Origin of the sequence: Bordetella genomosp. 11 (assembly GCF_002261215.1) — a bacterium.
GTDB lineage: Bacteria > Pseudomonadota > Gammaproteobacteria > Burkholderiales > Burkholderiaceae_B > Bordetella_C.
Genome location: NZ_NEVS01000004.1, coordinates 3,083,208 through 3,107,040 on the forward strand (window position 1 = coordinate 3,083,208; position 23,833 = coordinate 3,107,040).

The 23,833-nt window shown below is 64.8% G+C and carries 16 protein-coding genes; 9 read left to right on the forward strand and 7 right to left on the reverse strand.

Going from position 1 to position 23,833, the window contains the following annotated elements; genetic code table 11:
• Window positions 1-42: 42 nt before the first annotated feature.
• Complete coding sequence (locus CAL28_RS21565) at window positions 43-1,014, forward strand: Bug family tripartite tricarboxylate transporter substrate binding protein (protein WP_094843236.1); 972 nt, start codon at window positions 43-45, stop codon at window positions 1,012-1,014.
• A 122-nt stretch (window positions 1,015-1,136) separates the two neighbouring features.
• Here CAL28_RS21565 and CAL28_RS21570 read toward each other — a convergent pair whose 3' ends face one another.
• The 3 genes from CAL28_RS21570 to CAL28_RS21580 all read right to left on the reverse strand — a co-directional run bounded on the left by CAL28_RS21570 (window position 1,137) and on the right by CAL28_RS21580 (window position 4,998).
• Window positions 1,137-2,429, reverse strand: coding sequence for an aspartate aminotransferase family protein (locus CAL28_RS21570; RefSeq protein WP_094843237.1), 1,293 nt, complete (start codon window positions 2,427-2,429; stop codon window positions 1,137-1,139).
• Between the two features lie 73 nt (window positions 2,430-2,502).
• A complete protein-coding gene (locus CAL28_RS21575) occupies window positions 2,503-3,984 on the reverse strand; it encodes an NAD-dependent succinate-semialdehyde dehydrogenase (protein WP_094843238.1) in 1,482 nt (493 codons plus the stop codon).
• A gap of 129 nt (window positions 3,985-4,113) precedes the next feature.
• The gene (locus CAL28_RS21580) at window positions 4,114-4,998 is read right to left on the reverse strand and encodes a LysR substrate-binding domain-containing protein (RefSeq protein WP_094843239.1); all 885 of its coding nucleotides are present in this window, start codon (window positions 4,996-4,998) and stop codon (window positions 4,114-4,116) included.
• 208 nt (window positions 4,999-5,206) lie between these two features.
• Between CAL28_RS21580 and CAL28_RS21585 the strand changes: the two genes are divergently transcribed.
• From CAL28_RS21585 to CAL28_RS21605, 5 genes are all read left to right on the forward strand, one after another.
• The gene (locus CAL28_RS21585; RefSeq protein ID WP_094843240.1) at window positions 5,207-5,875 is read left to right on the forward strand and encodes a haloacid dehalogenase type II; all 669 of its coding nucleotides are present in this window, start codon (window positions 5,207-5,209) and stop codon (window positions 5,873-5,875) included.
• A gap of 2 nt (window positions 5,876-5,877) precedes the next feature.
• A complete protein-coding gene (locus tag CAL28_RS21590) occupies window positions 5,878-7,152 on the forward strand; it encodes an NAD(P)/FAD-dependent oxidoreductase (protein WP_094843241.1) in 1,275 nt (424 codons plus the stop codon).
• A 64-nt stretch (window positions 7,153-7,216) separates the two neighbouring features.
• Window positions 7,217-8,167: an ABC transporter permease gene (locus CAL28_RS21595; RefSeq protein ID WP_094843242.1), complete on the forward strand. Its 951-nt coding sequence runs from the start codon at window positions 7,217-7,219 to the stop codon at window positions 8,165-8,167.
• A gap of 1 nt (window position 8,168) precedes the next feature.
• Window positions 8,169-9,029: an ABC transporter permease gene (locus CAL28_RS21600; protein WP_094843243.1), complete on the forward strand. Its 861-nt coding sequence runs from the start codon at window positions 8,169-8,171 to the stop codon at window positions 9,027-9,029.
• The gene (locus CAL28_RS21605) at window positions 9,026-10,684 is read left to right on the forward strand and encodes an ABC transporter ATP-binding protein (RefSeq protein WP_094843244.1); all 1,659 of its coding nucleotides are present in this window, start codon (window positions 9,026-9,028) and stop codon (window positions 10,682-10,684) included. Before CAL28_RS21600 ends, CAL28_RS21605 begins: the two co-directional genes overlap by 4 nt.
• Window positions 10,685-10,807: 123 nt before the next feature.
• Here the strand turns inward: CAL28_RS21605 and CAL28_RS21610 are convergent, their stop codons facing one another.
• Window positions 10,808-12,334, reverse strand: coding sequence for an ABC transporter substrate-binding protein (locus CAL28_RS21610; RefSeq protein ID WP_094843245.1), 1,527 nt, complete (start codon window positions 12,332-12,334; stop codon window positions 10,808-10,810).
• Between the two features lie 343 nt (window positions 12,335-12,677).
• On the opposite strand from CAL28_RS21610, the gene CAL28_RS21615 reads away from it, so the two are divergent.
• Genes CAL28_RS21615 through CAL28_RS21625 form a run of 3 tightly spaced genes read left to right on the forward strand, consistent with a single transcriptional unit; the run spans window position 12,678 to window position 18,087 of the window.
• Entirely contained in the window at window positions 12,678-14,732 is a 2,055-nt protein-coding gene (locus CAL28_RS21615; RefSeq protein ID WP_094843246.1) for a hydantoinase/oxoprolinase family protein, read from the forward strand.
• 3 nt (window positions 14,733-14,735) lie between these two features.
• The gene (locus tag CAL28_RS21620) at window positions 14,736-16,736 is read left to right on the forward strand and encodes a hydantoinase B/oxoprolinase family protein (RefSeq protein ID WP_094843247.1); all 2,001 of its coding nucleotides are present in this window, start codon (window positions 14,736-14,738) and stop codon (window positions 16,734-16,736) included.
• A 19-nt stretch (window positions 16,737-16,755) separates the two neighbouring features.
• Window positions 16,756-18,087 carry an NAD(P)/FAD-dependent oxidoreductase gene (locus CAL28_RS21625; protein WP_094843248.1) on the forward strand — a complete coding sequence of 444 codons (1,332 nt, stop codon included), beginning with the start codon at window positions 16,756-16,758 and terminating at the stop codon, window positions 18,085-18,087.
• Window positions 18,088-18,145: 58 nt separating this feature from the next.
• Here CAL28_RS21625 and CAL28_RS21630 read toward each other — a convergent pair whose 3' ends face one another.
• The 3 genes from CAL28_RS21630 to CAL28_RS21640 all read right to left on the reverse strand — a co-directional run bounded on the left by CAL28_RS21630 (window position 18,146) and on the right by CAL28_RS21640 (window position 23,812).
• Window positions 18,146-21,667 (reverse strand): autotransporter family protein, encoded by a 3,522-nt coding sequence (locus tag CAL28_RS21630; protein WP_094843249.1) that lies wholly within the window; start codon window positions 21,665-21,667, stop codon window positions 18,146-18,148.
• A 270-nt stretch (window positions 21,668-21,937) separates the two neighbouring features.
• Window positions 21,938-22,765, reverse strand: a complete 828-nt coding sequence (locus tag CAL28_RS21635) for a phosphodiesterase (protein ID WP_094843250.1) — start codon at window positions 22,763-22,765, stop codon at window positions 21,938-21,940.
• Window positions 22,766-22,768: 3 nt separating this feature from the next.
• Window positions 22,769-23,812, reverse strand: coding sequence for an ABC transporter ATP-binding protein (locus CAL28_RS21640; RefSeq protein ID WP_094843251.1), 1,044 nt, complete (start codon window positions 23,810-23,812; stop codon window positions 22,769-22,771).
• Window positions 23,813-23,833: the final 21 nt, after the last annotated feature.

Sequence of the window (23,833 nt, forward strand, 5' to 3'; positions counted from 1 at the left end):
ATCTGTACCATGCATTACTCGCGTCGAAAATTCCTTGGCTCCATGGCAGCCACGCCGCTGGCCGCCGGCGGCCTTCTCGCGGCCCAGCGGGCGAGCGCGGCTGAGTCCTATCCGGCACGCCCCATCAAGCTGGTCGTACCTTTCGGCGCGGGCAGCAGCACGGATATCGCGGCGCGCACGTACGCCGAAGTGATCGGCAAACAGCTTTCCGCGGAATCGGTCTTCGTCGAGAACCGCGCCGGCGCCGGCGGCACGATCGGTGCCGGCGTGGTGGCTCGTTCCCCCGCCGATGGCTATAACCTGCTGTATAGCACCGCAACGACCTGGGCGATCGCGCCCTTCGTGTACCCCGATCTTTCCTACAGCCCTACCCGCGACTTCACGCCTATCGCCGTGAGCATCGCCGTGCCCACCGTACTGGTGGTAAGCGGTGACAGCGACATCAAGGACTTCAAGGATCTGGCGACGCGCGTCAAGGCGAACCCGCAAAAATACAGCTATGGATCGAATGGGATCGGCGCGCACAGCCACATCACGTGCAAGCTGCTGGCCAACCGGATGGGCGCGCCCGACGTCCTGCACGTCCCGTTCAAACAGGGCTCGCAGGGCGTTATGACGGAGATCATGGCGGGCAGGCTTACGTTCGCCGTGGATGCCTGGACAGTGGTCGGACCGCATATCCGGTCCGGACGCCTGCGTGGGCTGGCGACGATCGCAAAGGACAGACTGGCGGTCGCGCCGGATATCCCCACCGCCACCGAGCTACTGGGCCAGGAGTTCGACACAACGACCTGGAACGGACTGTGGGCACCCGCCGGTGTATCGGCCGATATCGTGAAGCGCCTGCATGATGCCATGGCGGCGGGCTACGCCATGCCCGCGCTCGTCAAGAAATTCGAAGAGCAAGGCACACCGCTGATGCCGAACATGTCGGTGGAGCAGGTCAACACCTTCATGAAAGACCAGATCGCGCGCTGGCAGGGTTTTGTGAAGGAAGCCGACCTGACCACGTGAGCCCAGGCCGCGCGGCCTGAGGCATGGGTCCACGTCCATGCCCGGGCGCCCTGTGCCGCCGAGGCGTCCGATGCTGGACAACAATGCCGGGAGGAGGCATCCGCCGCCCCCCGGCATTTGCTTTATGCCTTGCTTCCGCGTGCGCGCCCGATCGCACCGCGCAAGATTTCAAGCGCCTCCTCCGCCACATTCAGCGGCGTATTCAAAGGCGGCAGCAGGCGCACGGTGTCGCGGTACACCCCGCATTTGATGACCAGCAGCCCGCCGGCCCGGCATTCATCGATAACGGCTTGCGCAAACCCGGCGTCCGGCTTGAAGGGATCGCCGCCGGCGACGAACTCCAGCGCCAGCATCGGACCGACGCCTCGCACCGTGCCGACCTCCGCATACTGCGACGCCAGTTCGTCCAATCCCGCGCGCAGGGTAACGCCCAGCGCCCGGCCTTTTTCAAGCAGGTTTTCTTCTTCGAAAACGTCCAGCACCGCCAGTGCCGCCGCGCACGCCAGCGGATTGCCCGCATAGGTGCCGCCCAGGCCGCCCGGCGCCGGCGCATCCATGATGGCTGTCCTGCCGACCACGCCGGCAAGCGGCAGGCCGCCCGCCAGGCTCTTCGCGACAGTCACGAGGTCCGGTTGAATGCCCGCGGTCTGGAAGCCGAACATTTCGCCGGTGCGACCGAAGCCCGCCTGGATTTCGTCCAGTATCAGCACGATGCCGTGCTTTCTGGTCAATGCCTGCAGCGCCTGCAAGAACGCTTTGCCAGCCGGCAGAAAGCCGCCGTCGCCCTGGACGGGCTCGAGGATGATGGCCGCGACGCGATCGGGCGCAATCTGCGTCGCGAACAGCTCTTCCAGCGCCCTGATCGCATCGTCGCTGGAGAACCCGCGATAGGGATCGGGATAAGGCGTGTGATAGACATCGCCGGCCAGCGGCCCGAAGTTTTGCTTGTACGGCGCGCTCATGCCGGTCAAGGTAGAGCCCAGCAAGGTGCGGCCATGAAAGCCGCCGCGGAAGGCGACGATGCCCGGCACATTCCGATAGGCACGCGCGATCTTTACCGCGTTTTCCACCGCCTCGGCGCCCGTGGTCACCAACAAGGTCTTATAGGGCTCGCCGCCGCCGACCAGCGCATTCAGCCTGGCCGCCACGTCGACATAGCCGCCATAGCCGGCAACCTGGAATGCCGCGTGAGTCACGCGTTCCAGCTGGGCGCGCACCGCCGCCACCACCCTGGGGTGATTGTGGCCGACGTTCTGCACACCGATTCCGCCGACGAAATCGATATAGCGATTCCCTTCGACGTCCCAAAGGAGGGAACCGCTGGCTCTCGCGGCAAAAACCGGATGGGCCGTGACGACGCCATGAGGCACATGCGCCTCGCGTCTGGCACCCCAACCTGCATTGGTTGTAATCATAGTGATAGTCCTTGGTTCTTCATCGACAGCCCACAGGCCGCGGCTGGAGCGGATGCCTCGACAATGCCGACCTTCAGTCGAGCTGCCCCTGGCACAGATACTTGAGGTGCATGTATTCCTCCAATCCGTGCTGAGAACCCTCACGGCCGTAACCGGAATCCTTCACGCCGCCGAATGGCGCCGCCTCGGCGGCCACGGCGCCCTCGTTGATGCCGACCAGGCCCGACTCCAGCTGATCCGCCAGCCGCCAGATGCGCCGGACATCGCGCGAGTAGAAGTACGACGCCAAACCGAAAGGGGTGCCGTTGGCGGCCGCGACGACCTCGGCCTCGTCACGGAAGCGCGTAATCGGCGCGACCGGCCCGAAGGTTTCTTCGCACGAACACTCCATGTCGCCGACCACTTCCGTCAACACCGTCGGGGCGTAATAGTGCGCGCCCGCTTGACCATCCCGATTCACCCGCGCCCCGCCGGTTTTCACCTTCGCCCCGCGGCTCACCGCGTCGTTCACATGCCGCTCGATCTTATCGACCGCCCGCGCGTTGATCATCGGGCCGATCTGGGAGGCGGGATCCGTGGCCGGCCCGACAACGAGGGCCGCGACCCGGGCAGTCAGTTTCTCGACGAATTCGTCGTGGACGCCAGCTTGCACATAGATGCGATTGGGACTGACGCAGGTCTGGCCGCCATTGCGGAACTTCGCCGCCATCAGTCCATCCACCGCGGCATCGACGTCGGCGTCGTCGAACACGATGAAAGGCGCGTTACCGCCCAATTCCAGGGAGAGCTTCTTCAAGGTATCGGCGGAGCGGCGCGCCAGGTGCTTGCCTACCGGCGTCGAGCCGGTGAAGGTGATCTTGCGTACGCGGGCGTCATCCAGCCAGACGTCGACGACAGCGCCCGCATTTTCCCGCGATGCCGTCACGATGTTCAATACGCCCGGCGGCACGCCGGCCTGCTCGGCCAGCTTTACCAGCGCCAGCGACGTCAGCGGCGTGTCCTCGGCTGGTTTGCATACGACCGTACAACCCGCCGCCAGCGCCGGCGCGATCTTGCGCGCGATCATCGCCGCGGGGAAATTCCACGGCGTCACCGCCGCGACGACGCCAACGGGCTCGCGGACCGCGAACATACGGCGTCCCGGTACCGAGGCCGGGATGATATCGCCACCGGCACGGGTGGCTTCCTCGGCGAACCATTCGACATAGCTGGCCGCGTAGGCAACTTCGCCTTTGCCTTCGGCCAAGGGCTTGCCCTGTTCGCTGGAGATGAGACGACCGAGATCCTCGGTGTTCTCCACGATCAGGTCATTCCAGCGCTTGATGATCTGCGCGCGCTGCTTGGCCGGCACGCGGCGCCAACCCTGGAAAGCGGCGTGCGCCGCCTCCAGCGCTTCTCTGGCGTCCTCGGCGACGCTGTCGGGCACGTGTGCGAACGCTTCGCCCGTGGCGGGATCGGTCACCGCGAACGTGTTTCCACTTCGAGAAGCCGCCCAGCGGCCGTTAATGTAGTTTGCGTTTCGCAACAGCACAGCATTCTGAAAGGAGAATGGCATCGCACTTCCTGAAAGTACACGATAAGAGAGGCCTCGGCCTCTTGGCGGGAGACTACGAAACTCTATGGAAAAGCTCGATATCCGGTCAAATACCGCTTGATACGAACCCTATACAGCTTTGATATGCCCTTACTCGCAGCAACTGCGCAAACCGGCCGCGAACGACTTCGCCAACATGTTGACCGGGCTGTTCAGGGGATACACCAGATGGGTGGAGAATTCGATCCGCGGCAAGAACGGCCTGATGGCCACCCGGTCCGCATAGGCCCTGGTTACCAGGGGATTGGCGATGCTTACGCCCATGCCGCAAGAGACCATATGACATATCGCCGCGGCGAAGTGGGACTCGTAGGCCAGTATGCGCCGCTCTTCACCGTCGATCAGGCAGGCATCGTCGATCTGCTTGCGCGCGATATCGCTGGACTTCAGCGACAGGAATTTCTCGCCGACCAGATCGCGGGGCGTGATCGTCTTCTTGCGCTGGGCCAGCCGATGGTTAAGCGGCACAATCAGGACGCCGACGTTGCGCTGCAGCAGCTCCGACTCGACGCCGGTGGCGTTGAATATCTCCGAGGCCACCCCCACGTCGGCGTAACCGCTGGCGACCCACTGGCATACGGTAAGCGAATCGGTTACCTGCAGCGTGACGTCCACATCCGGGTATTGCTGTGCAAACACATGGATCGCCTCGGGCACCACGGCGATGGCCATGGACGGCACCGAGGCAAGGCGCAGCCGGCCGGCGCCCCGCCGCCGTATGGCCGCGGCGGCGTCCTCCAGGCTGCGCATGCCGGCGAAGGTATTTTCCACGTCGCGGAAGAACACCTGACCCTCCAGCGTGGGGATCAATTTTCCGGAGTGCCGTTCGAACAGCTTCAATCCAATGCGGCGCTCCAGTTCGCCGATCACGCGGCTGACGTGCGGCTGGGAGGTGTGCAGCTCTTTCGCGGCCAGGGTCATCGATCCTGAAAGCATTACGGCCCTGAAGGCCTGTATCTGGCGAAAATTGAGCATCGCTGCACCCTATATCAAAAATGTATGCCCTGCGAGTATATCCGCATTTGTTTTCTCGGAGACCCATTCTTAAACTTTGCCTGCCGTCATCGCGATAGTCCTGACCGGGACACTGCCCTGCACGGCATTCGACGGCTCGCGGCCGAGACGATCCGGGTCAGCCGCTTCGGCCGCACCGGCGATTCGCCGACCACTCCGGGGCAACTTCATGAGCATGTTCAAACCGAAGTACATCACGTTCGATTGCTACGGCACGCTAATCTACTTCGAGATGGCGAACGCCGCCCAGCAGCGCTTCGCCGACCGCGTCCCGGCCGGACGCATGAAGCAGTTCACCGACGTTTTTTCGGCGTATCGGCTGGACGAAGTGCTGGGCGCCTGGAAGCCGTATCTGGATGTCGTCGACAACGCCATCCGCCGCACGTGCAAGCGTTGCGAGGTCGAGTACCGGGACGGCGACGGCAAATTCATCTATGACCAGGTTCCGACCTGGGGCCCGCATCCGGACACCAGCGCCGGCCTGGCGAAAGTCGCGCGGGCGTTCCCGCTGGTGGCGCTCACCAATGCGATGAACGCCCAGATTCCCCACAACATCGAGAAAATCGGCGTGCCGTTCCACGCCGTGTATACCGCCGAGCAGGCCCAGGCCTACAAACCCCGGATGAAGGCCTTTGAATTCATGCTGGACCAGCTCGGCTGCGGCCCGGAGGACATTCTCCACGTCTCCTCCAGCCTGCGCTACGACCTGATGACGGCCCACGACATGGGAATCAAAAACAAGGTCTTCGTCGCTCGCGGACACGAGCCCTCCACCCCGTACTACGGCTATACCGAAATCCGCGATATCGGCGGACTCGCCGCGGTCGTGGGGCTTTGATCATGAGGCTCGAACCGTATTGGCTCTCAACGGCCCCGGCGTTCACGGCCGGCGCGACCGGCGACCTGCCGTCACGCGCCGACGTCGTGGTCGTGGGCGGCGGATTTACCGGGCTGTCGGCGGCCCGGACACTGGCCCGTAGCGGCGCCGACGTCGTCCTGCTGGAGTCCGGGCGCATCCAGGGAGAAGCATCGGGGCGCAACGGCGGCCACTGCAGTCCGGGTACGGCCCAGGGCCTGTCGGACCTGATCGGCGCGCATGGCGTCGAAGCCGCGACCCGTTACTACCGTGCGTACGACGACGCCGTCGATTTCGTCGAACGGACCGTGGCCGAAGAGCAGATCGCCTGCGACTTCGTGCGCCGAGGAAAAATCAAACTGGCGAGCAAGGCCAGGCACGTGCCCGGTCTCGTGCGCAATCACGAGGCGCTGCGCAAGTACCTCGATCTGCCGGTCGAACTGCTGTCTGCCTCCGATGTCCAGCGGGAACTGCAGTCGGACGCTTTTCACGGCGGCTTGCTGGACCCGCGGGCCGCGCAAATGCATATGGGCAAGTTCGGCACGGGCCTGGCCACCGCCGCGGCCCGCCGGGGCGCGCGCATATACGAACGGACGCCGGTGACCGATCTGCGGCCACTGGGCGGCGACAGGTTCCGCGTCACGACCAGCCGCGGACAGATCGAAGCGGGCAAGGTACTTCTGGCCACCGGTTGTTCCAATCACGGGCCTTTCGGCTGGTGGCAGCGGCGCATCGTGCCGGTGGGCAGCTTCGTCATCGTCACCGAGCCCATTCCCGACCTTCTGGACCGGACGCTGCCGAACCGTCGCAATTATGTGACGAGCCTGAACTTCGGCAATTACTTCCGTCCTACCGCCGATCATCGGCTGGTGTGGGGCGGCCGCGCACGCTTCGCGCGAAGCAACCCGGCTTCCGACGCGAAGAGCGGCCGCATACTCCGAGCCAGCCTGGGACGCATGTTTCCGGCCCTGAGGGACGTGGAAATCGACTACTGCTGGGGCGGTCTGGTGGAAGCCACGGCGGACCGTCTGCCGTCGGCGGGCAAACATGAGGGCCTGTACTACGCCATGGCATACAGCGGGCATGGCACGCAGATGTCCGTCTACATGGGCGACCTGATGGCCGATACCCTGCTCGGAAAACCAAGGACCAACCCTTGGGTTCGCGACCAGTGGCAAGCATTGCCGGGTTACGCCGTCCGAGCCTGGTTCCTTCCTTTCGTGGGCGCCTATTACCGCGTCAAGGATGTGCTGTACTAGGCGTGCACGGCGCCGCCGGTTCGCCGCCGCCTTGGGGCGACAACCCTGGAAGGATATACGTCATATGAATGGCCCGATCCCGCGTCTTCTGCGTCAACGTATCTTCGTTGGGCTGCTCACGCTCTTTCTCGTCTCGGCGCTGGTCTTCTTCATGGCCAGCCTGCTCCCCGGCGACGCCGCGCAAATGTCCCTTGGGCAAGCCGCCACTCCGGAAACCGTGGCCGCCCTGCGCCACAAGCTCGGGCTGGACCAGCCGGCGCTGTGGCGCTACGTCAAGTGGCTGACCGGCCTGGCGACGGGCGATTTCGGCATTTCCTATGCAAGCGGCGTGGCCGTGCGGGATATCGTCATCGCGCGGATTCCCAATACGCTGTCCCTCGCTGCCGCCGCCACGGCGGTGTCCGTACCCATTGCGCTGGTCCTGGGCATACTGGCGGCGATGTACCGCGGTTCGCGGCTGGACCGCTTCATCGGTCTTTCGACGATGTCGATCGTGGCCGTCCCGGAGTTCCTCGTGGCCACGCTGGCCGTACTGCTTTTCGCGGTCAAGCTGCATTGGGTATCCGCCCTGTCCTTCGGCCCCGAAGGCAGCGGCCTGATCGCATTCATGCGTGCCTACAGCCTGCCCGTCCTCGTGCTGTGCTGCGTCGTCATCGCCCAGATGGCGCGCATGACGCGGGCCGCGCTCATCAATCAGCTCGACGCGCCCTATATCGAAATGACCGTGCTGAAAGGACTGAGCACGACCCGGGCGGTTCTACGGCACGCCCTGCCCAATGCGATCGGCCCCATCGTCAACGCCATGGCATTGAGCCTGTCTTACCTGCTTGGCGGGGTGGTCATCGTAGAGACCATCTTTTCCTACCCCGGCCTGGCCAGCACCCTGGTCGACGCCGTCAGCAACCGCGACCTGCCGGTCGTCCAGTTCTGCGTGATCTTCTTCAGCGCCTGCTATCTGCTTCTTCTGCTGATAGCCGACATCGTCACGATCGTACTCAACCCGAAACTGCGCTGATATGAAAGCAAGCAAGAACTTCGCTACGCGCGCCTGGCGCTTCTTTCTTTCCCTATCCGGCTCGGGACGGCTGGGCCTGTGCATCACCCTGTTCTGGCTCCTCATGGCCGTCATAGGGCCCTGGATCGCCCCCTACAGCATCAACGATTTTTCCGGCGGCGAGATTTTCGGCTCGCCAAGCATGGCGTTTCCCCTGGGCACCGACTATCTGGGGCGCGACATGCTGAGCCGCATTCTGTACGGCGCACGTTACTCCATCGGCCTGGCGCTGGCCGCCACGATATTGGCCAGCACCATGGGAACGCTGCTGGCGCTGCTGTGCACCGTGGTTGGAAGATGGCTGGAAGAAGTCACGAGCCGGCTGATGGACACCCTGCTCGTACTCCCCAGCAAGATCCTGGCGCTGCTGATGATCGCCATCTATGGATCGTCGCTGCCTGTCCTGGTTCTGACCGCGGCGGTGACGTACATGCCCGGCGCCTATCGGATCGCCCGCTCCCAGGCCGTCGGGTTGAACGCGATGGAGTATGTCACGGTCTCCCGGTTGAACGGCGAAAGCCATCTGTACATCGCCTGCCGCGATATTCTTCCCAATATGATTCATCCGATGCTGGCGGATTTCGGATTGCGCTTCGTTTTCAATGTGCTGATGCTGAGCGCGCTCAGCTTCCTCGGGCTGGGCGTCCAGCCTCCGTATGCGGACTGGGGCTCGCTGGTACGCGAAAACCTCTCCGGCCTGTCGACCGGCGCATTGGCCATCCTGATGCCGGCCGTGGCCATCGCCACGTTGACCATAGGGGCCAACCTGTTCATCGACAGCCTGGCCGCACGCAAACGCCGCGGCACGGAGCATCAGGCATGACGCAAGGTATCGTCTCGGTCACCGATCTGCGGGTCGTCGCCCGCACGCCCGCTGGGGACACCCCCATCGTCAAGGACGTCAGCTTCGACATCGCCAAGGGAGAAGTGCTGGCCCTGATCGGCGAGTCCGGCTCCGGGAAAACCACCATCGCGTTGGCGCTGCTCGGCTATACGCGAACGGGGTGCCGCATCGCCGGGGGCAGTATCGTCTTCGGCGGGACCGATATCCCAAGCGCGCCGGGCAATACGTTGCGCCGCCTGCGTGGCAACAAGGTCGCGTATGTCGCACAAAGCGCCGCCGCATCGTTCAACCCGTCGCTCAACATCATGGACCAGGTGACGGAAAGCGTCCGTGTGCATGGCCTCATGGGGCCCGATGCCGCCCGCCGCAAGGCGGTGGACCTGTTCAGGTCGCTTGCGCTGCCTTCTCCCGAAACGATAGGCAATCGGTATCCACATCAGGTATCCGGCGGACAGCTGCAGCGCCTGATGGCTGCGATGGCGCTCATGTCGGATCCCGAGTTGGTCATCTTCGACGAGCCCACCACCGCTTTGGACGTCACGACACAGATCGAAGTCCTGTTGGCGTTCAAGAAAGCAATCAAAGACCACAACATCAGCGCGGTCTATGTATCGCACGACCTTGCCGTGGTGGCGCAGGTCGCCGATCGCGCCATCGTCCTGCGCAATGGCGAAATCCAGGAAATGGGCGACCTCGCCCAGATCGTCAATACACCCGCGCATGCATACACCCGCAGCCTGATGGCCGTGGCCGCTCCAGTTGCGCGACTGGACGACACCGACGCCAGCAATGCCGCCGAACAGCCCGTGCTGCTGGAGGTCAAGGGTTTGACTGCCGGTTACGGCAGGAAAGACCGCGAGGGCCTGCCGGCGGTGCCCATCCTGCATGATGTGAACATGACGGTTCGCCGTGGATCCACCATGGGCGTCATCGGCGAATCGGGATCCGGGAAATCGACCCTTGCCTACGTCATGGCCGGACTGCTGGCCCCCGCACGCGGTTCGGTGCATTTCGACGGTCTGCCCCTTGCAGGCAATGTCACCGAACGCAGCGCGGAGCTGCACCGCCGCATCCAACTGGTTTTCCAGAACGCGGACAAGGTACTCAATCCCGCCCATGACGTCGCGACCATCCTCTCGCGTCCGCTGCTGCTGTTCAAGCGATGCGCCAAAAAAGATATCCCCCGCCGCGTCTCCGAGCTGCTGGATATGGTGAAACTGCCGGCCAGCATGGCGGGCAGCCGTCCCGGCGAGCTTTCCGGCGGCCAGAAGCAGCGCATCAACCTGGCGCGGGCCCTAGCCGCCGAACCGGACATCATCATCTGCGATGAGGTGACGTCCGCCCTGGATACGGTCGTGGCCACGGCCATCCTGGACCTGCTTGTGGAACTGCGGCGCGCCTTGGGCATGACATACCTGTTCATCAGCCACGACATATCGACTGTCGGCACCGTATGCGACGACATCACGGTCCTGTTCAAGGGCCGCAAGGTGGACAGCTGCGAGCGGGCCGCGCTGAACGGCCCGGAGCGCCATCCTTATACCTCTTTGTTGCTCGACTCCGTGCCGGAACTGCGTCCCGGCTGGCTCGAGGCATCCTGCGAACGTATCAATGAACGGCGGCTGGCGCTATAAGCCATACGCTGACGCGCCTGTCGGCGCCATTGGAAAAGGGCCGCAATCGACATGCGATTGCGGCCCTTGCGATTTGCGCTCCGTGCGAGACGGCCGGAGCCACGGCGGCTTCCGCTTGCCCGCTTAGGCCCGCCAGACGGCTTCCGCGAAACGATATCCCATGCTCATCCCCGAGGGGTTGGGCTTATAGCCTCGTACCTTCTTCGACACACCGTCCAGGATCATGTCGAAAACCGGGATGACCGTGCCCGAGCTTTCGTGCGCAAGTACCTGCATATCCCCATAGATTGCCTTGCGCTTCTGGAAATCGCCCTGTGCCCGGGCGGCATCCAGCAGCTGATCCATCTTTGGATTGATCCATTTCGCTTCGTTGAGTGTCGAAGTCGACGTGTAGAACAGCTCGAATATCATCCCGACATTCGGACGGTTGTTGATCGACCCATAGGTGATGGGAAACTTGGTCCAGTATGTCGACCAATATCCATCCGTAGGCACCTGCTTCACCTTGAAGTTGAAGCCCACCGCCGCGCCGTAGCCTTGCAGGAACTGTGCGCCCTCGACGGAAGCCGCGATGCCGGGCTGGCAGATGACCTCCAGCGACTGGCCGGCCAGGCCGCTTTTTTTCATATGGAACTTGGCTTTGTCCAGATCGAACGCACGCTGCGGCAAGCCTTCCAGATAGTACGGGTCCCAGGGCGCCACAGGGTGATCGTTGCCGATCAGGCCATAGCCGCGCATGACATAGTCGACCATGCGCTTGCGATCCTGCATGTAGCGAACCGCCGCGACAAAGTCCGCGTTGCCGGCGATCGGGTTGTCCTGCCGCAGGATCAGATCGGTGTACAGGCCCAGCTTGTTCACGACCAGATCCGCGCTGTTGCTGCGCTTGACCTGGTCGGCATAGCCGTGAGTCACCAGGGAGCAGATATCGACGTCGCCCGCCAGCACCGCATTGACGCGGGCGGCATTGTCCGGGACGCTGACGATTTCGACCGTATCCAGATGAGGCAGCCCCGGCTTCCAATAGTTCGGGTTGCGCTTGCCGGAAAACCCCCGCCCCGGCGTGAAATTGTCCACGATGAAGGGACCCGTCCCGACCGGCTTCGCGAAATCGGTGGCGCCGTTCTTGACGATAAGAAAGTAGCTGGCCCCCAGTACCGAGGGAAAATCGAAGTTGGGACGCACGAGCGTGATCGCGACCTCGTACTTGCCGTTCGCCTTGACGTCGGCGAACTCCTTGGCGATAGAAAAGGCTCTTGACGCCAGGGCCGGATCCTTGTGCCGCATCAACGAATACACCACGTCATCGGCGGACAGCTCCGCGCCATCGTGAAACTGGACGCCTTTCCTGATCGTGACGTGCCAATTCATACCGTCGGTGCTTTCCAGGCGTTCGGCGAGCGCCAGGTCCGGAATCAATGAATCATTGAATTCGGTCAGGGCATTGAACACGCAGAACTGCTTGGTCCAGTCACCGGAATGCGCGCCCTTGGCCGGATCCAGGGTATCGGATACGGAGCCATTCTGGACGGCAAACCGTACGTTTCCGCCCTTCTTGGGAGTTTCCTGCGCCCATGCGAACGACGGCAGGCCCGCAAGCGCGCCAACCGAGCCGCATACCGAGAAAAAATCCCTTCTGGTGGTCTTCATGGTGTTCCCCTTTCGTCTCTTGGACTTATGCCGAATGTCGGGAAGGCGAATGACGAGCGAGATGCCGGATTCGACGCAAGTCCCGGGAAATAAGCATAGGACCGTGTCGCAGCCACCTCAAATTCGAATACCTGAGAGGGGCATACATTTCTGATATATGCGGAAAAGCCGCGGTCGGAATGTCCCTCGACCCCGATAGCGGCAGCTGGGTGCCGTCCGGAATCCGCGGCGCGCCCACATACCGAAAATGTATGGCCTCCTGATGTATTCGAATTTGTCGCTGCATGGTGGCGCTACTTACACTGCCCGCTACCGTGGGGAATCTAATGAGGCACTACAGAAAATGGGATTGAGAATCGGGGTCGATATCGGTGGCTCTTTCGCCGATTTCGCCGTCCTGGACGACGAAACGCGTACGATCCGCACGTTGAAAGTCTTCTCGCGTCCGGATGAGCCCGGCAGCGAAGTACTGGCCGGCATGGCCAAGCTGGGAGAGCGCTACGGCATAGATCCGAAAGACGTCGCCTACTTCACGCACGGCACGACCGTAGGCGTCAACGCGGTGGTACAGCGGCGCGGTCTCAAGCTCGGCCTGATCACGACCCGAAACTTCGAAGACGTCCTGGACATCGCGCGATTGAAGATCCCGGACATGTACCATCTGACCTCGAAGCGCCCCGCTCCGTTGATCACGCGGGACCGTGTCTTCGGCGTCATCGAGCGTCTCGCGGCGGACGGTTCCGAAGAAACCCCCGTCGACAAGGAAAGCGTGCTCGCCGCGGCACAGGCTGCCCAAGCCGCGGGTTGCGAGGGGATCGTGGTCTCTCTGCTGCACTCCTATCGCAATCCCGCCCACGAAAAGCAGGTCAAGGAACTTATCGCGGCCGCACTGCCGGGGATGTTCGTCTCCTGCTCGCACGAAGTCTGGCCCATCATCCGCGAGTACGAGCGCACGCTGACGGCGGTCATAGGCGGCTATGTGCAACCTCGTGTGGCCAACTACCTGACCCGCCTGCAAAGCGCGCTTGCGCAAGCCGGCGTGGGGGTCGATCTCAAGGTCACGAAATCCAATGGCGGCGTCATGAGCGCCGAGTATGGTAAGAGCAACTGCGTGCAGATGATCCTGTCCGGCACCGCGTCCGGCGTGATCGGGGCCGCCTACGTTTCCCAGCAATGCGGTGTCAAGCGCTGCATGAGCCTGGACATAGGCGGCACGACCGCGGACATGGCCTTGATCATCGATGGGGAACCCCAGTACGCCACAGGCGAGTACATCGGCGACTTCCAGATCCATATCCCGTCCGTCTCGGTGTCTTCGGTCGGCGACGGCGGCGGCTCCATTGCCTGGGTGGACCGCTTCGGCGTGCTGAAAGTCGGCCCGGACAGCGCCGGCTCGAATCCTGGGCCCGTGTGCTACGGACGCGGCGGCACCCAACCGACCATCACCGATGCCTTTGCTGTCCTCGGCATCATCGGCGGGGCCGAACTCGGCTACAACGCGGTCAAGGTCGATGTGCAAGCCGCGCGCGATGCCATCGCGCCCTTGGCGCAGAAGCTCGGCAAGAGCCTGGGCGAGACGGCGGAAGCGATCGTCAACGTGTCGGTTTCCAGCATGTACGCCGGCGTAAGCCGCATCGTTTCGCGCTTCGGTATCGATCCCCGCGAATTCACATTGATGCCATTCGGCGGCGCGGGCCCGATGATGGCCTGCTATCTGGCGCGCGCCTTGAATGTGGGCAAGATGCTCGTTCCCACCACGCCCGGCGTGCTGTCGGCGCTGGGGGGCCTGATCGCCGACCTGAAGAACGATTTCGTCAAGACCACGTATTACGACGTGACGCCGCGGACCTTGCAGGCATTGGAGCGAGAGCGAGCCCTGCTGGAAAGGCAGGCGCTGGACTGGCTGGCATCCGAAGGCGGCGACACCGGCAAGGCGGCCATCGCCGTTTCGGCGGACATGCGCTATCGCGGCCAATCGTTCGAGATCGATACGCCGCTGGACCCCGAGTGGATACGAAACGGCGACATGAAGAACATCGCCGAAGCCTTCCACGCCGAACATAGGCGCCTGTACGGCCATAGCGATGCGAACGCCATGCTGCAGATCGTCGCGCTGCGGCTGGTCATCACGTCGCGCACGCCCAAGCCCAGCCTGCGCGAGGTCGCGCGCGGCGAAGGCGTTCCCGAACCGCTCAAGCACATGCAGGTATGGATGGACGGCGAAAACAGGGATGTCCCGCTGTATCGCAGGACGGATTTGCTTGGGGGACATCGCGTCGCGGGCCCTGCCGTCATTGCGCAGGACGATTGCACGACCACTGTGCTGCCCGGCTATATCGTAGACGTGGATGCCTATGGCAATCTGGAAATACAGGCTGGCGGTAGCGAGGAGCACTGAGAAATGAGTTTCGACAAATCCACGCTGCAGATTTTCGCCAACTATTGTGTGGCGGCGGCGGAAAGCATGGCGTACACCCTGGTCCGGACCGCACACTCCGCGTTCATCAAGGAAACAGAGGATTTTTCCTGCACCCTGATGACCCCGCAGGGCTTGACGTTCGCTTCTCCCAAGACACTCGGAGCGACCTGGTATCCGGGCCTGGATTTCAGTTCCGTCATCGACATGGCGGGCCCGTACGAACCCGGCGACGTGGGCATGACCAACGATGCCTATAGCGGCTACGTCGCGACGCACACGCCGGACGTCATGATGTGGAAGCCCGTGTTCTACGAGGGCGAGATCGTCTGCTATGTGGGCGGCCACGTACACAACACCGATATGGGAGGCGCGGTCCCGGCATCCCTCTCACGCACATTGACGGAGATCCACCAGGAAGGGATCCGCTTCATCCCAAGCAAGATCGTGCGGGGCGGCGTGCTGAATGAAGAGCTGATGAAGCTCATGGAGGTGAACGTCCGCTCGCCGGAGCAGAACCGGGGCGACCTGAATGCCCAGATATCCATGCTCATGACCGGCGAACGGCGCATTCTGGAGATCATCGAGCGCTTCGGCATCGCCGCGTTCAAGGAAGGCATCCAGGCGCTGCTGGACTACTCGGAAGAGCAGGCCCGCGTGCTGGTGTCGGAGATCCCGGACGGCGACTATCGATTCTCGGAATTCGCCGACGAGGACTCCGTCAACGGCAAGCCCTTGAGGGTCGCCCTGAACCTGCGCGTGCGCGGCTCCGAACTGGAATTCGATTTCACAGGCAGCGACCCGCAACTGAACTCCTCGCTGAACATGCCGACAGGCGGGAAGGAAAGACACGTCCTGGCCCTCGTCGGCCTGAACTATGTGCTCTATACCCTTAATCCGGGCATCATGCTGAACGCTGGCATGATCCGGGTCGCGCGCTGCGTGCTGCCCGAAGGCACGGTGGTCAATCCCTTGCCCCCGGCGGCCGTCGGCATGCGCAGCCTGACGTGCAAGCTGGTGCAATACGCGACCATCGGCGCGTTCTCGCAGGCACTGCCCGAGCGCATGCCTGCCTCGCCGGCGGGCGGCATGAGCATCATGAACGTCCGCACCGCTTCCAGCAGCGGGCAAAACGTCATTGCCGCGATCGGCCCGGTCGGCGGCGGGGCGGGCGGCGCGCTCAACGGCGATGGGTCGGAAGCCTCCGGCGCCATCGTGGCGTTCCTGCGGAACACGCCCGTCGAGATCAACGAAGCGGAAGTGCCGATACGCATTACCCGTTACGGGCTGGTTCCGGGCAGCGCCGGCGTCGGCAAGTTCCGTGGCGGCCTGGGCACTGTGATGGAGTTCAAGGTCTTCGCGCCCAACTCCATCGTGACCGCGCGCAACCGCGACAAGTCCCGCTTCGCATCCTGGGGCGTACTTGGAGGCAAAGCCGGTTCGGTATCCCGATTCCTGCGCAATCCCGGGTCGGCGCGTGAAGAGAACCTTGGCGTGAACGACCTGATTCATTGCCAGCCCGGCGACGTCATCCGCCTGGAAGGCTGCGGCGGCGGCGGTTATGGTCCCGCCATCGAGCGCGACCCGGAGAGCGTCGCCCATGACGTTCGCTGCGGATACGTGTCGGTGGAATCGGCAAGGGACGACTACTTTGTCGTGATGTCGGATGGGGCCGTCGATGTCCAGGCTACCGAGAGCCTGCGTGCCAGGTTGCGCACGGCGCAGGCGCCGGCGGCCGGACACTTCGACTACGGCCCGGGCCGGGATGAATTCGAACGGTCCTGGACCGAGGAACGCTACGAAGCACTGACATCCTTGCTCTCCAGCGTGCCGGCCAACTGGCGCCACTTCCTGAAGATCAAGATCTTCGATGCGCTCGAAGCGAAGGAAAAGGAAGGCGATGTCCCCGCGGGGGCCGCGGTGATTTTCGCGATCTTCGACGAGCTCAAGACCGAGTATCCGCAACTGCAGCCGGCGACCGCGTAACCATCCAACTTTCAGCATCATGAAGCAGCCGTTACTCAAGATCGACCTCGATGTCCCCTTTCCCAAGCACGTGGATGTTGCGATTATCGGCGGAGGCGCCGCGGGCGTCATCACCGCTTATGAACTGGCGAAGCTGGGGCGAACCGTAGGCGTTTTCGAGAAGGGACGAATCGCCGCCGAGCAGAGCAGCCGGAATTGGGGTTGGTGCCGTACTTTGGGTCGCGATACGCGCGAGCTCAGTATGGCCAAGCTCAGCGTAAAGCGGTGGTCGGAGATATCCGCGGAGATCGGCGCGGATGTCGGCTTTCGCGAGACCGGCATTACGTTCGTCACGCAAAGCGAATCGGAGCTCGCCGGCTGGGAAGACTGGTTCCAGTTCGCGAAACGCTCCGGCGTTGCCGCCGAAATGCTCACCCGCGAACAGGCCAACAAGGTCTATGCGGCGAACGGCAGCCCCTGGATAGGCGGGGTGCGCACTTTTCATGACGGTTATGCCGATCCGTCATGCGCAATACCGCTTATCGCGCGCCATGCCGCAAGTATGGGTGTTTCGGTGCAACAGCACTGTGCCGTCAATGAACTTTACTTCGAGGGCGGCAAGGTCGCAGGCGTCAAAACCGAGCGCGGTCTCGTCCGGGCTGGCGCGGTGGTCATCGCGGGCGGTGCCTGGTCCTCCCTGTTCTGTGTCAAGCACAAGATTGTGCTGCCGACATTGAACGTCTACTCGTCCGCGTCCAAAACCCGCGACGATATGCAGCTGGATTTCAGCGGCCCGCTGAAAGCGCCCGAGTTCTCGTTGCGCGAGCGCCAGGATGGCGGGTACACCCTGGCAAAGAGCGGACGCGGTTCCGTTCCCATCGTCCCCAACAGCCTGCGATACGGCAGGCGATTCATGGGGCTCTATACGAGCCGCCGCAAGAGCATAAAGCTTCAGTTCGGCCGCGAATTCTTCCGCCAGCTCTGGAGCGAGTTCAATTATCTGTACCTGAATCGCTCTCCGTTCGAACGCAATCGCATCCTCGACCCTGCGCCGGATATGTCGCTGGTGCGCTCGGCCTACGAGGCATCGGAAAAGGTCTTCCCCGGATTGGGCCCGGAGCGGCTCGATATCGCCTGGGGCGGCGCGATCGATAACACGCCCGATGGCATTCCGGTCGTGTCGGAAGTGGACGGAATCCGTAACGTGTATCTATGCACTGGCTTTAGCGGCCACGGATTCAGCAGCGCCATGGGGGCGGGGCATATGCTCGCGCAACTGATCAACAGCGGCAATACGGCCCCCGACCTCCGGCATCTATCGCATAGACGCTTTCTGACCGGGGAAAGACTGGCGCCGAATATCATTTACTGAATCGGCGGGATCGTATCGGGACGGGCTCGCACACGGACAGCACGCGAGCGCGGCCGCGCTAGAACCGCCATGCGAGATTCACGCTGCCTGCATTCTGCCGGTTGCCGCCGCCGAGCTGGCCGTTGTAGGCCACGCCCACGGTCGTCGATTTCGTCAGCCGCATGTCGATGCCCAGCTCCATCACCGCGGCATCCTGCGCGATGGGGGCGCCGGCCACCGTGAACGGCACGCTGTCGCCGAAGGCCATGGTGGTGTCGGGATCCAGGTCGCCGAAGGCATGGCGCCAACCGGCCATGGCATGCACGCGGCCCGGCATTCCCGCTGACTCGAAACGAAGCTCGCCGCGCAGGCCCAACGTGGTGGTGGTGACCGCGCTGCGCTGGCTGTCGCCATCCAGAGCGGCCACGCCGCCGGATTCCGAAAACCCGCGCACGCGCAGGTCGCTGTAGTTAACGCCGGCAAAAGGCTGCACTGCCATGCGATCGCCCACGGGCAAGCGGTAGCCCAGTTCCGTGAACGCTTGCGCGGTGCCGGCGTGATAGCTGGCCTTCAGCGTATCGGCCAGTCCCGCGGCGGACGTATCGCGGCGCGTGTCGATATCGTGCCAGGTATAGGCCACGCCCGCGGTCCATTCGATGTGGCCCGGCCCGGCCTGGAAGGCCTTGCCGCCATAGAGCGTGGCGCTGTAGCTGTCCACGTCCGCGGTGGAAGCGCGATCGTGCAGCGAGGCGTGGCTGCCGGTGTAGCCCAGCGCCCCGCCGAGGCGCCAGCCCGCGCCCAACGCCCGATCGCCGCCCACGAACAGGCCGCCATCCGATTGCCGCACGCGCCCCGCGTCGCCATTGCCGTCCAGCGTGCGCCAGCTGCCGAAAAGCTGGGCCCAGACAGGCTGCGCGGCCGACCGCGGCAGGACCGCCGCGTCCGCGGCCCCAGGTCCCGCTTGGGCGGTCGGCTCGCCGGCCGTCTGGCCCGCGTACAGGTTCGCGCGCAAGCGCGCCATCGGCAACGTGGCCACCGTGTCGCTTACGCCCTGGAGCACGCCGATGGTGCTGGCGTGGACCTCGCCCGACAAGGCGTTGAATGCCGCCGGCGGCGCGCCGACGGGCAGGTTGAGCACCCGCGAATACACGGCATTGTCCTGCGGCAGGCTTTGCACGGCGTTGGCGGTGGCGCGCTGGTTGCCCGTCTCCGCGGCGTCGGCAAAACGGATGGGCCGGGTGCCGCCATCGCCGCCGCCATCGCCATCGCCGCCGTTGCTCCCGCTACCGCCATCGCCGCCGCCATTGTCCGAGCCGCCGTTACCCGGCACCTGCTTCAACTGCATCCGCAAGGTGACATCGTTCGCGCCATAGCTCAGTTTGGGGTCGAGGAAGGCGTAATTGCTGGCCACGCTATTGAAAGCCCCATGCAGGCCTCCCGCCGCCGTCACGATGGTGTAGTCGCGCGCCAGACTGAAATTACCGTCCGGCCCCACGTGCACCACCGAACCCGCCAGCGTCGCCGTGCCGCCCACCACGATGCGGTCGCTGGCCGACGACGTGGAATCCGCCTCCACCTGGTAGACCGCACCGGGGACCATGGCGAAGTCCCCGGTGACATGCAGCGTGCCGATGGAGTTGCCGGGCGCCACGATGCCGCCGGCGCCGATCACCGCGCCGCCGACCGTGCCCTGCCCGCCCAGCGTGGCGCCATTGCCTACGGTCACGATGCCTGGCAGGATGGCGCCCGCGTGGGTGGCGTCGCCCACCACCAGCTTGCCGGCCTGCAGCGCGAAGGCGCCCGTATACGTACTGGCGCCGTTCAGCGTCAAGGTGCCGGCGCCGGTTTTGGCAAGCGCGCCGTTACCGGAAAGCGCGCCTTGCAGCGCCAGCGGCTGTGGCGTATCCAGGGTGCCGCCGCCAGCGCCCACCGCGATGGAACGCGCCGTATCGATGGCAGCGGTATTGCGCAGCGTGCCGCCATTGAACGTCAAGGCACCGGAAACATCGCCCAGCGCGGCGTCCGCGCCGATTACTAGCGTGCCGCCGCTCAGGGTCCACGGCGTGACGCCGGCGGTCGAGCCGGTCAGCGTCCACGTGCTGGCACCCGTTTTCTCGTAGGCATTGAAGCCCTGATACTGGACCGCGGCGCCCACCGCGCCGATCTGGCCGACATTGAATGTGGTGCTGGCGTCTGTCGTGTCGCCGCCCAGCGCCAGGACATCGCCGCCCAGCGTGGCCCCGCTGGTGCTGACGACGTTGCCCAGGATGGTGGATCCCGCCTGCAACGTCAGGCGATTGGCCCCACCGCTCAGTTCCACGGCATTGGCGCGGTTCCCGTTGAAGCTGTCCATGGCGCCCACGATCGTGCCGCTATTGGCTACCGTGACGCCGCCCTGGACGATCACGCCGGCCCCGCCGGCGCCCAGGGTGACGCCGGCCGGACTGCCCGCGGCGCCGCCGAAGATAATTCCGGAGTTCCGCAGGGATCCGCCGGTGTTGATGAAACGCACGCCGGCCCCGCCGTTGCCAGGCTGCCCGCTGGGTCCGAATGCGTCGCCTCCCCTGCCACCGATGATCTGGCCCGCCGCATCATTGGCGATCGCCGTTCCATTGGCGACGATGGCATCGCCGCCCGTCCCGGCCGCGGCCCCGGTGGCTCCGCCGCCACCGCGGAGGGAAGCGGCATTGTTCACTGCCCCGCGGTTGGCGAGCACGGCGGCACCACCCAGGCCGCCCGCCCCGCTCGTGGCGTCGCCTCCCAGGCCGCCCTGTACGGTGCCGGCATTGTTGAACAGCGTGCCGCCATCGACCAGGAACACGCCCGCACCGCCTCCGCCGCCGCCCGAGTCCGGACCCAGGCCGGCCGCGCCGCCGGTGCCGCCGACGATCACGGAGCCGTCGTGTTGGATGGTCCCGCCGGACACAAGCACCACACCGGCGCCGCCACCGCCGCCGCCGCCGGGACCGCCGATCGCCGTATTTCCGGCGCCGCCTGTGCCGCCCGCGACGGAGGTTCCGCCGGTGGAGAGCACTGCATTCGCACCGGTCAGGACCAGGCCGCCCTGGCCGCCGCCGCCGCCGCCGCCGCCCGCATCGGAGATGCCCGCGCTGCCGGCATCTCCATTCGTGCCGCCCACCGCGCCGGACAGCACCGTGTCAAGGCTGCCGCTGACGTTGCCGGACGGCGACAAGCTATTGCCCCCAGCGCCGCCCGGTCCGGCAATGCCGCCAGCGCCGCCGCCACCGCCACCGCCGGAGCTGGCATCCCCGCCCAGAACTTGGCCCCCGAAACCACCCGCGGAGCTGAAATTGCCACCGTTGGCGCCGGGTCCGGCGGCGCCGCCCAGCGGCGCGCCGCTGCCGCCGCCCCCTCCGTCCACCGACGTGGAGGGCAGCATGACCCCTTGTCCACCGCCGCCACCGCCGCCACCGCCTGCCAGGCCGCCCGCGCCGCCCCCACCGCCGTTGCCGGAGCTCGAATCGCCGCCTTTACCGCCCTGGCCGCCGCCGCTGGTGATATCGCCCGGCGCCGCGTATGCCACCATGGGCGCGGCCGCGGACACGAGGGCGGCGGCCAGCGCGAGCTTCAGCGTGGGCAAGGGCTGATCGAGACCGCGACCATGCCGGAGGATGCGACTTCCTTGAGTGTTTTTCGTTTTCATAGCGGGACGAACAAGTGGGAAGCGGCGTGTGCGCCCGCACGCCAGAACTGGCGTACCACCGGGATGGATTAGGCTGAACGACGTAGGCCGGCGCGCGGGAATTGTAAAAGGTAGCGCGCGGAAATGGCGTTTTGTTTCAGCTCTTGCGACCGGAATCGCGCCCACGCGCGTGCCGTCCTCACGCGCGTCGGCCGATACGGCCGGGCGTCAATCGATCAAGTTGCCGCTCGCATCGTAAAACGGCGATGCGCCGCCGAAGTCGTCCACGTAGGCCAGATGGGTCACCAGGCCCGTTTCGGGGGCATGGCGGTGCAGCTGGAACGCCGGAGGCTCCATGACGAAGGCCGACGGGCCTTGGGGATCCAGGTCCAGCGCAACCTGGTGGGCAGGCGACGGGCAGATGCTGGCGATCGTGCCCGCGAAGCGCGCCTGCACCGCACGATGCACGTGGCCGCAGATCAGCCGTTCGACGTTCGGCGCCTGCGCGATGATCCCGGCCAGCGCCGCGGCGTCGCCCAGGTCCAGCGACTGGATGTCCATATGGCGTATGCCGCACTGGAATGGCGGATGATGCAGGGCCACGATGGTGGGCGTGGCGCGGTCCGCCGCGAGCTTATCCGCCAGCCACTGCAGGCGCTCGCCGCACAGGCGCCCGCCGCCCTTGGGCGGGTCCTGCGTGTCCAGAGCCAGCAGGCGCAGCGGACCGAGCGCCACCTCGTATTGCACGAAATCCGGATGCTGCCGAAGGTATGCGTGATCGGGAAAGGCCTCGCGCAACGCGTCGCGTCCATCATGGTTGCCCATGACCAGGTAGTAGGGAATCCGCAGCGGCGCCAGCAGCGCGCGCAAGTGTTCGTATTCCTCGCGCGCGCCGAAGTCGACCAGGTCGCCGGTCAGCACGAGGGCGTCGGGCCGAGGCTGCAGGCGGTTGAGCTTGTCCACGCAGCGCGCCAGATATGCCGCTGTATCCACTTTCTTGTAGGCCAGCCGTCCAGGCCGCTTGATATGTAGATCAGTGATTTGTGCGAACAGCATGATTCATCCGTTCAGGGGAAATACCGCCTGGGAGGCCAGCGTCAGGCCGACGCGCTGGCCGCGTTCATACGAAGTCCGGCTGGAGACTTCCACCAGGACCGGACCGGCGCCGGATATACCTGCCAGCGACAGCCGCGTGCGGTCGCCCAGGAACTGCACCGCATCGACGGTGCCGGCCAGCGCCGCGCCGTCGGCCGCGCCCACGATGGCGTCTTCCGGCCGGAAGAACAGTTCGCGTGTCGCCGTATCGCCGCCCGGATAGTCCAGCGCGCCGCCGTCCATGTGAAAGGCGCCATCGCGCCAGTCTCCGCTAAGCCTGTTCAGCGTACCGACGAAGTTCGCCACGTGCCGGCTGCACGGGTGGTAATAGATGTCGCGCGGCGTGCCGATCTGTTCGATGCGGCCGGCGCTCATCACCACGATGCGGTCGCCCAGGGCCATGGCTTCGTCTTGGTCATGCGTGACATAGACCGTCGTGACGCCCAGGTCGCGCAGCAGCTTATCCATGTCGGCGCGTACCGTCTCGCGCAGTTTGGCGTCCAGCGCGGTAAGCGGCTCGTCCAGCAGCAGCACTCGCGGCTCCGGGGCCAGGGCACGGGCCAGCGCCACGCGCTGTTTCTGTCCGCCGGACAGCTGGGCGATCGGCCGGTCGGCCAGGGCCGTCAGCTGGACCATGTCCAGCAATTCGTCGACGCGGCGCTTTATCTGCGCGGCAGGCAGCCGCCGCAATTTCAAGCCATAGGCGACGTTGCCGCGCACGGTGAAGTTGGGAAACAGCGCATAGTTCTGGAAGACCATGCCGACGCGCCGGTCCTCGATGGCGAGCCGCGTGACGTCGTCGTCGCCGAACAGCACGCGGCCGCCGGCATCGGGACGTTCCAGTCCGGCGATCAAGCGCAGCGTCGTCGTCTTGCCGCACCCCGACGGCCCCAGCAGCACCAGGGTTTCGCCCGCGCCGATCTGCAGATCCAGCGGCTGCAGGACGATGTTTCCGTTGAAGGTCTTGCTGCACCGCTCCAGGCGGATGGGTATGGATGTGAGTTTCATGGATGGAAATTCAGGGAGACG

What these genes read in the sequence shown, in the direction of transcription:
- CAL28_RS21625 (WP_094843248.1), top strand. Translation starts at nt 16,756, where the DNA reads ATGAAGCAGCCGTTACTCAAGATCGACCTCGATGTCCCCTTTCCCAAG.
- CAL28_RS21640 (WP_094843251.1), bottom strand. Translation starts at nt 23,812, where the DNA reads ATGAAACTCACATCCATACCCATCCGCCTGGAGCGGTGCAGCAAGACC.
- CAL28_RS21620 (WP_094843247.1), top strand. Translation starts at nt 14,736, where the DNA reads ATGAGTTTCGACAAATCCACGCTGCAGATTTTCGCCAACTATTGTGTG.
- CAL28_RS21610 (WP_094843245.1), bottom strand. Translation starts at nt 12,334, where the DNA reads ATGAAGACCACCAGAAGGGATTTTTTCTCGGTATGCGGCTCGGTTGGC.
- CAL28_RS21635 (WP_094843250.1), bottom strand. Translation starts at nt 22,765, where the DNA reads ATGCTGTTCGCACAAATCACTGATCTACATATCAAGCGGCCTGGACGG.
- CAL28_RS21605 (WP_094843244.1), top strand. Translation starts at nt 9,026, where the DNA reads ATGACGCAAGGTATCGTCTCGGTCACCGATCTGCGGGTCGTCGCCCGC.
- CAL28_RS21615 (WP_094843246.1), top strand. Translation starts at nt 12,678, where the DNA reads ATGGGATTGAGAATCGGGGTCGATATCGGTGGCTCTTTCGCCGATTTC.
- CAL28_RS21590 (WP_094843241.1), top strand. Translation starts at nt 5,878, where the DNA reads ATGAGGCTCGAACCGTATTGGCTCTCAACGGCCCCGGCGTTCACGGCC.
- CAL28_RS21575 (WP_094843238.1), bottom strand. Translation starts at nt 3,984, where the DNA reads ATGCCATTCTCCTTTCAGAATGCTGTGCTGTTGCGAAACGCAAACTAC.
- CAL28_RS21580 (WP_094843239.1), bottom strand. Translation starts at nt 4,998, where the DNA reads ATGCTCAATTTTCGCCAGATACAGGCCTTCAGGGCCGTAATGCTTTCA.
- CAL28_RS21565 (WP_094843236.1), top strand. Translation starts at nt 43, where the DNA reads ATGGCAGCCACGCCGCTGGCCGCCGGCGGCCTTCTCGCGGCCCAGCGG.
- CAL28_RS21570 (WP_094843237.1), bottom strand. Translation starts at nt 2,429, where the DNA reads ATGATTACAACCAATGCAGGTTGGGGTGCCAGACGCGAGGCGCATGTG.
- CAL28_RS21585 (WP_094843240.1), top strand. Translation starts at nt 5,207, where the DNA reads ATGAGCATGTTCAAACCGAAGTACATCACGTTCGATTGCTACGGCACG.
- CAL28_RS21595 (WP_094843242.1), top strand. Translation starts at nt 7,217, where the DNA reads ATGAATGGCCCGATCCCGCGTCTTCTGCGTCAACGTATCTTCGTTGGG.
- CAL28_RS21600 (WP_094843243.1), top strand. Translation starts at nt 8,169, where the DNA reads ATGAAAGCAAGCAAGAACTTCGCTACGCGCGCCTGGCGCTTCTTTCTT.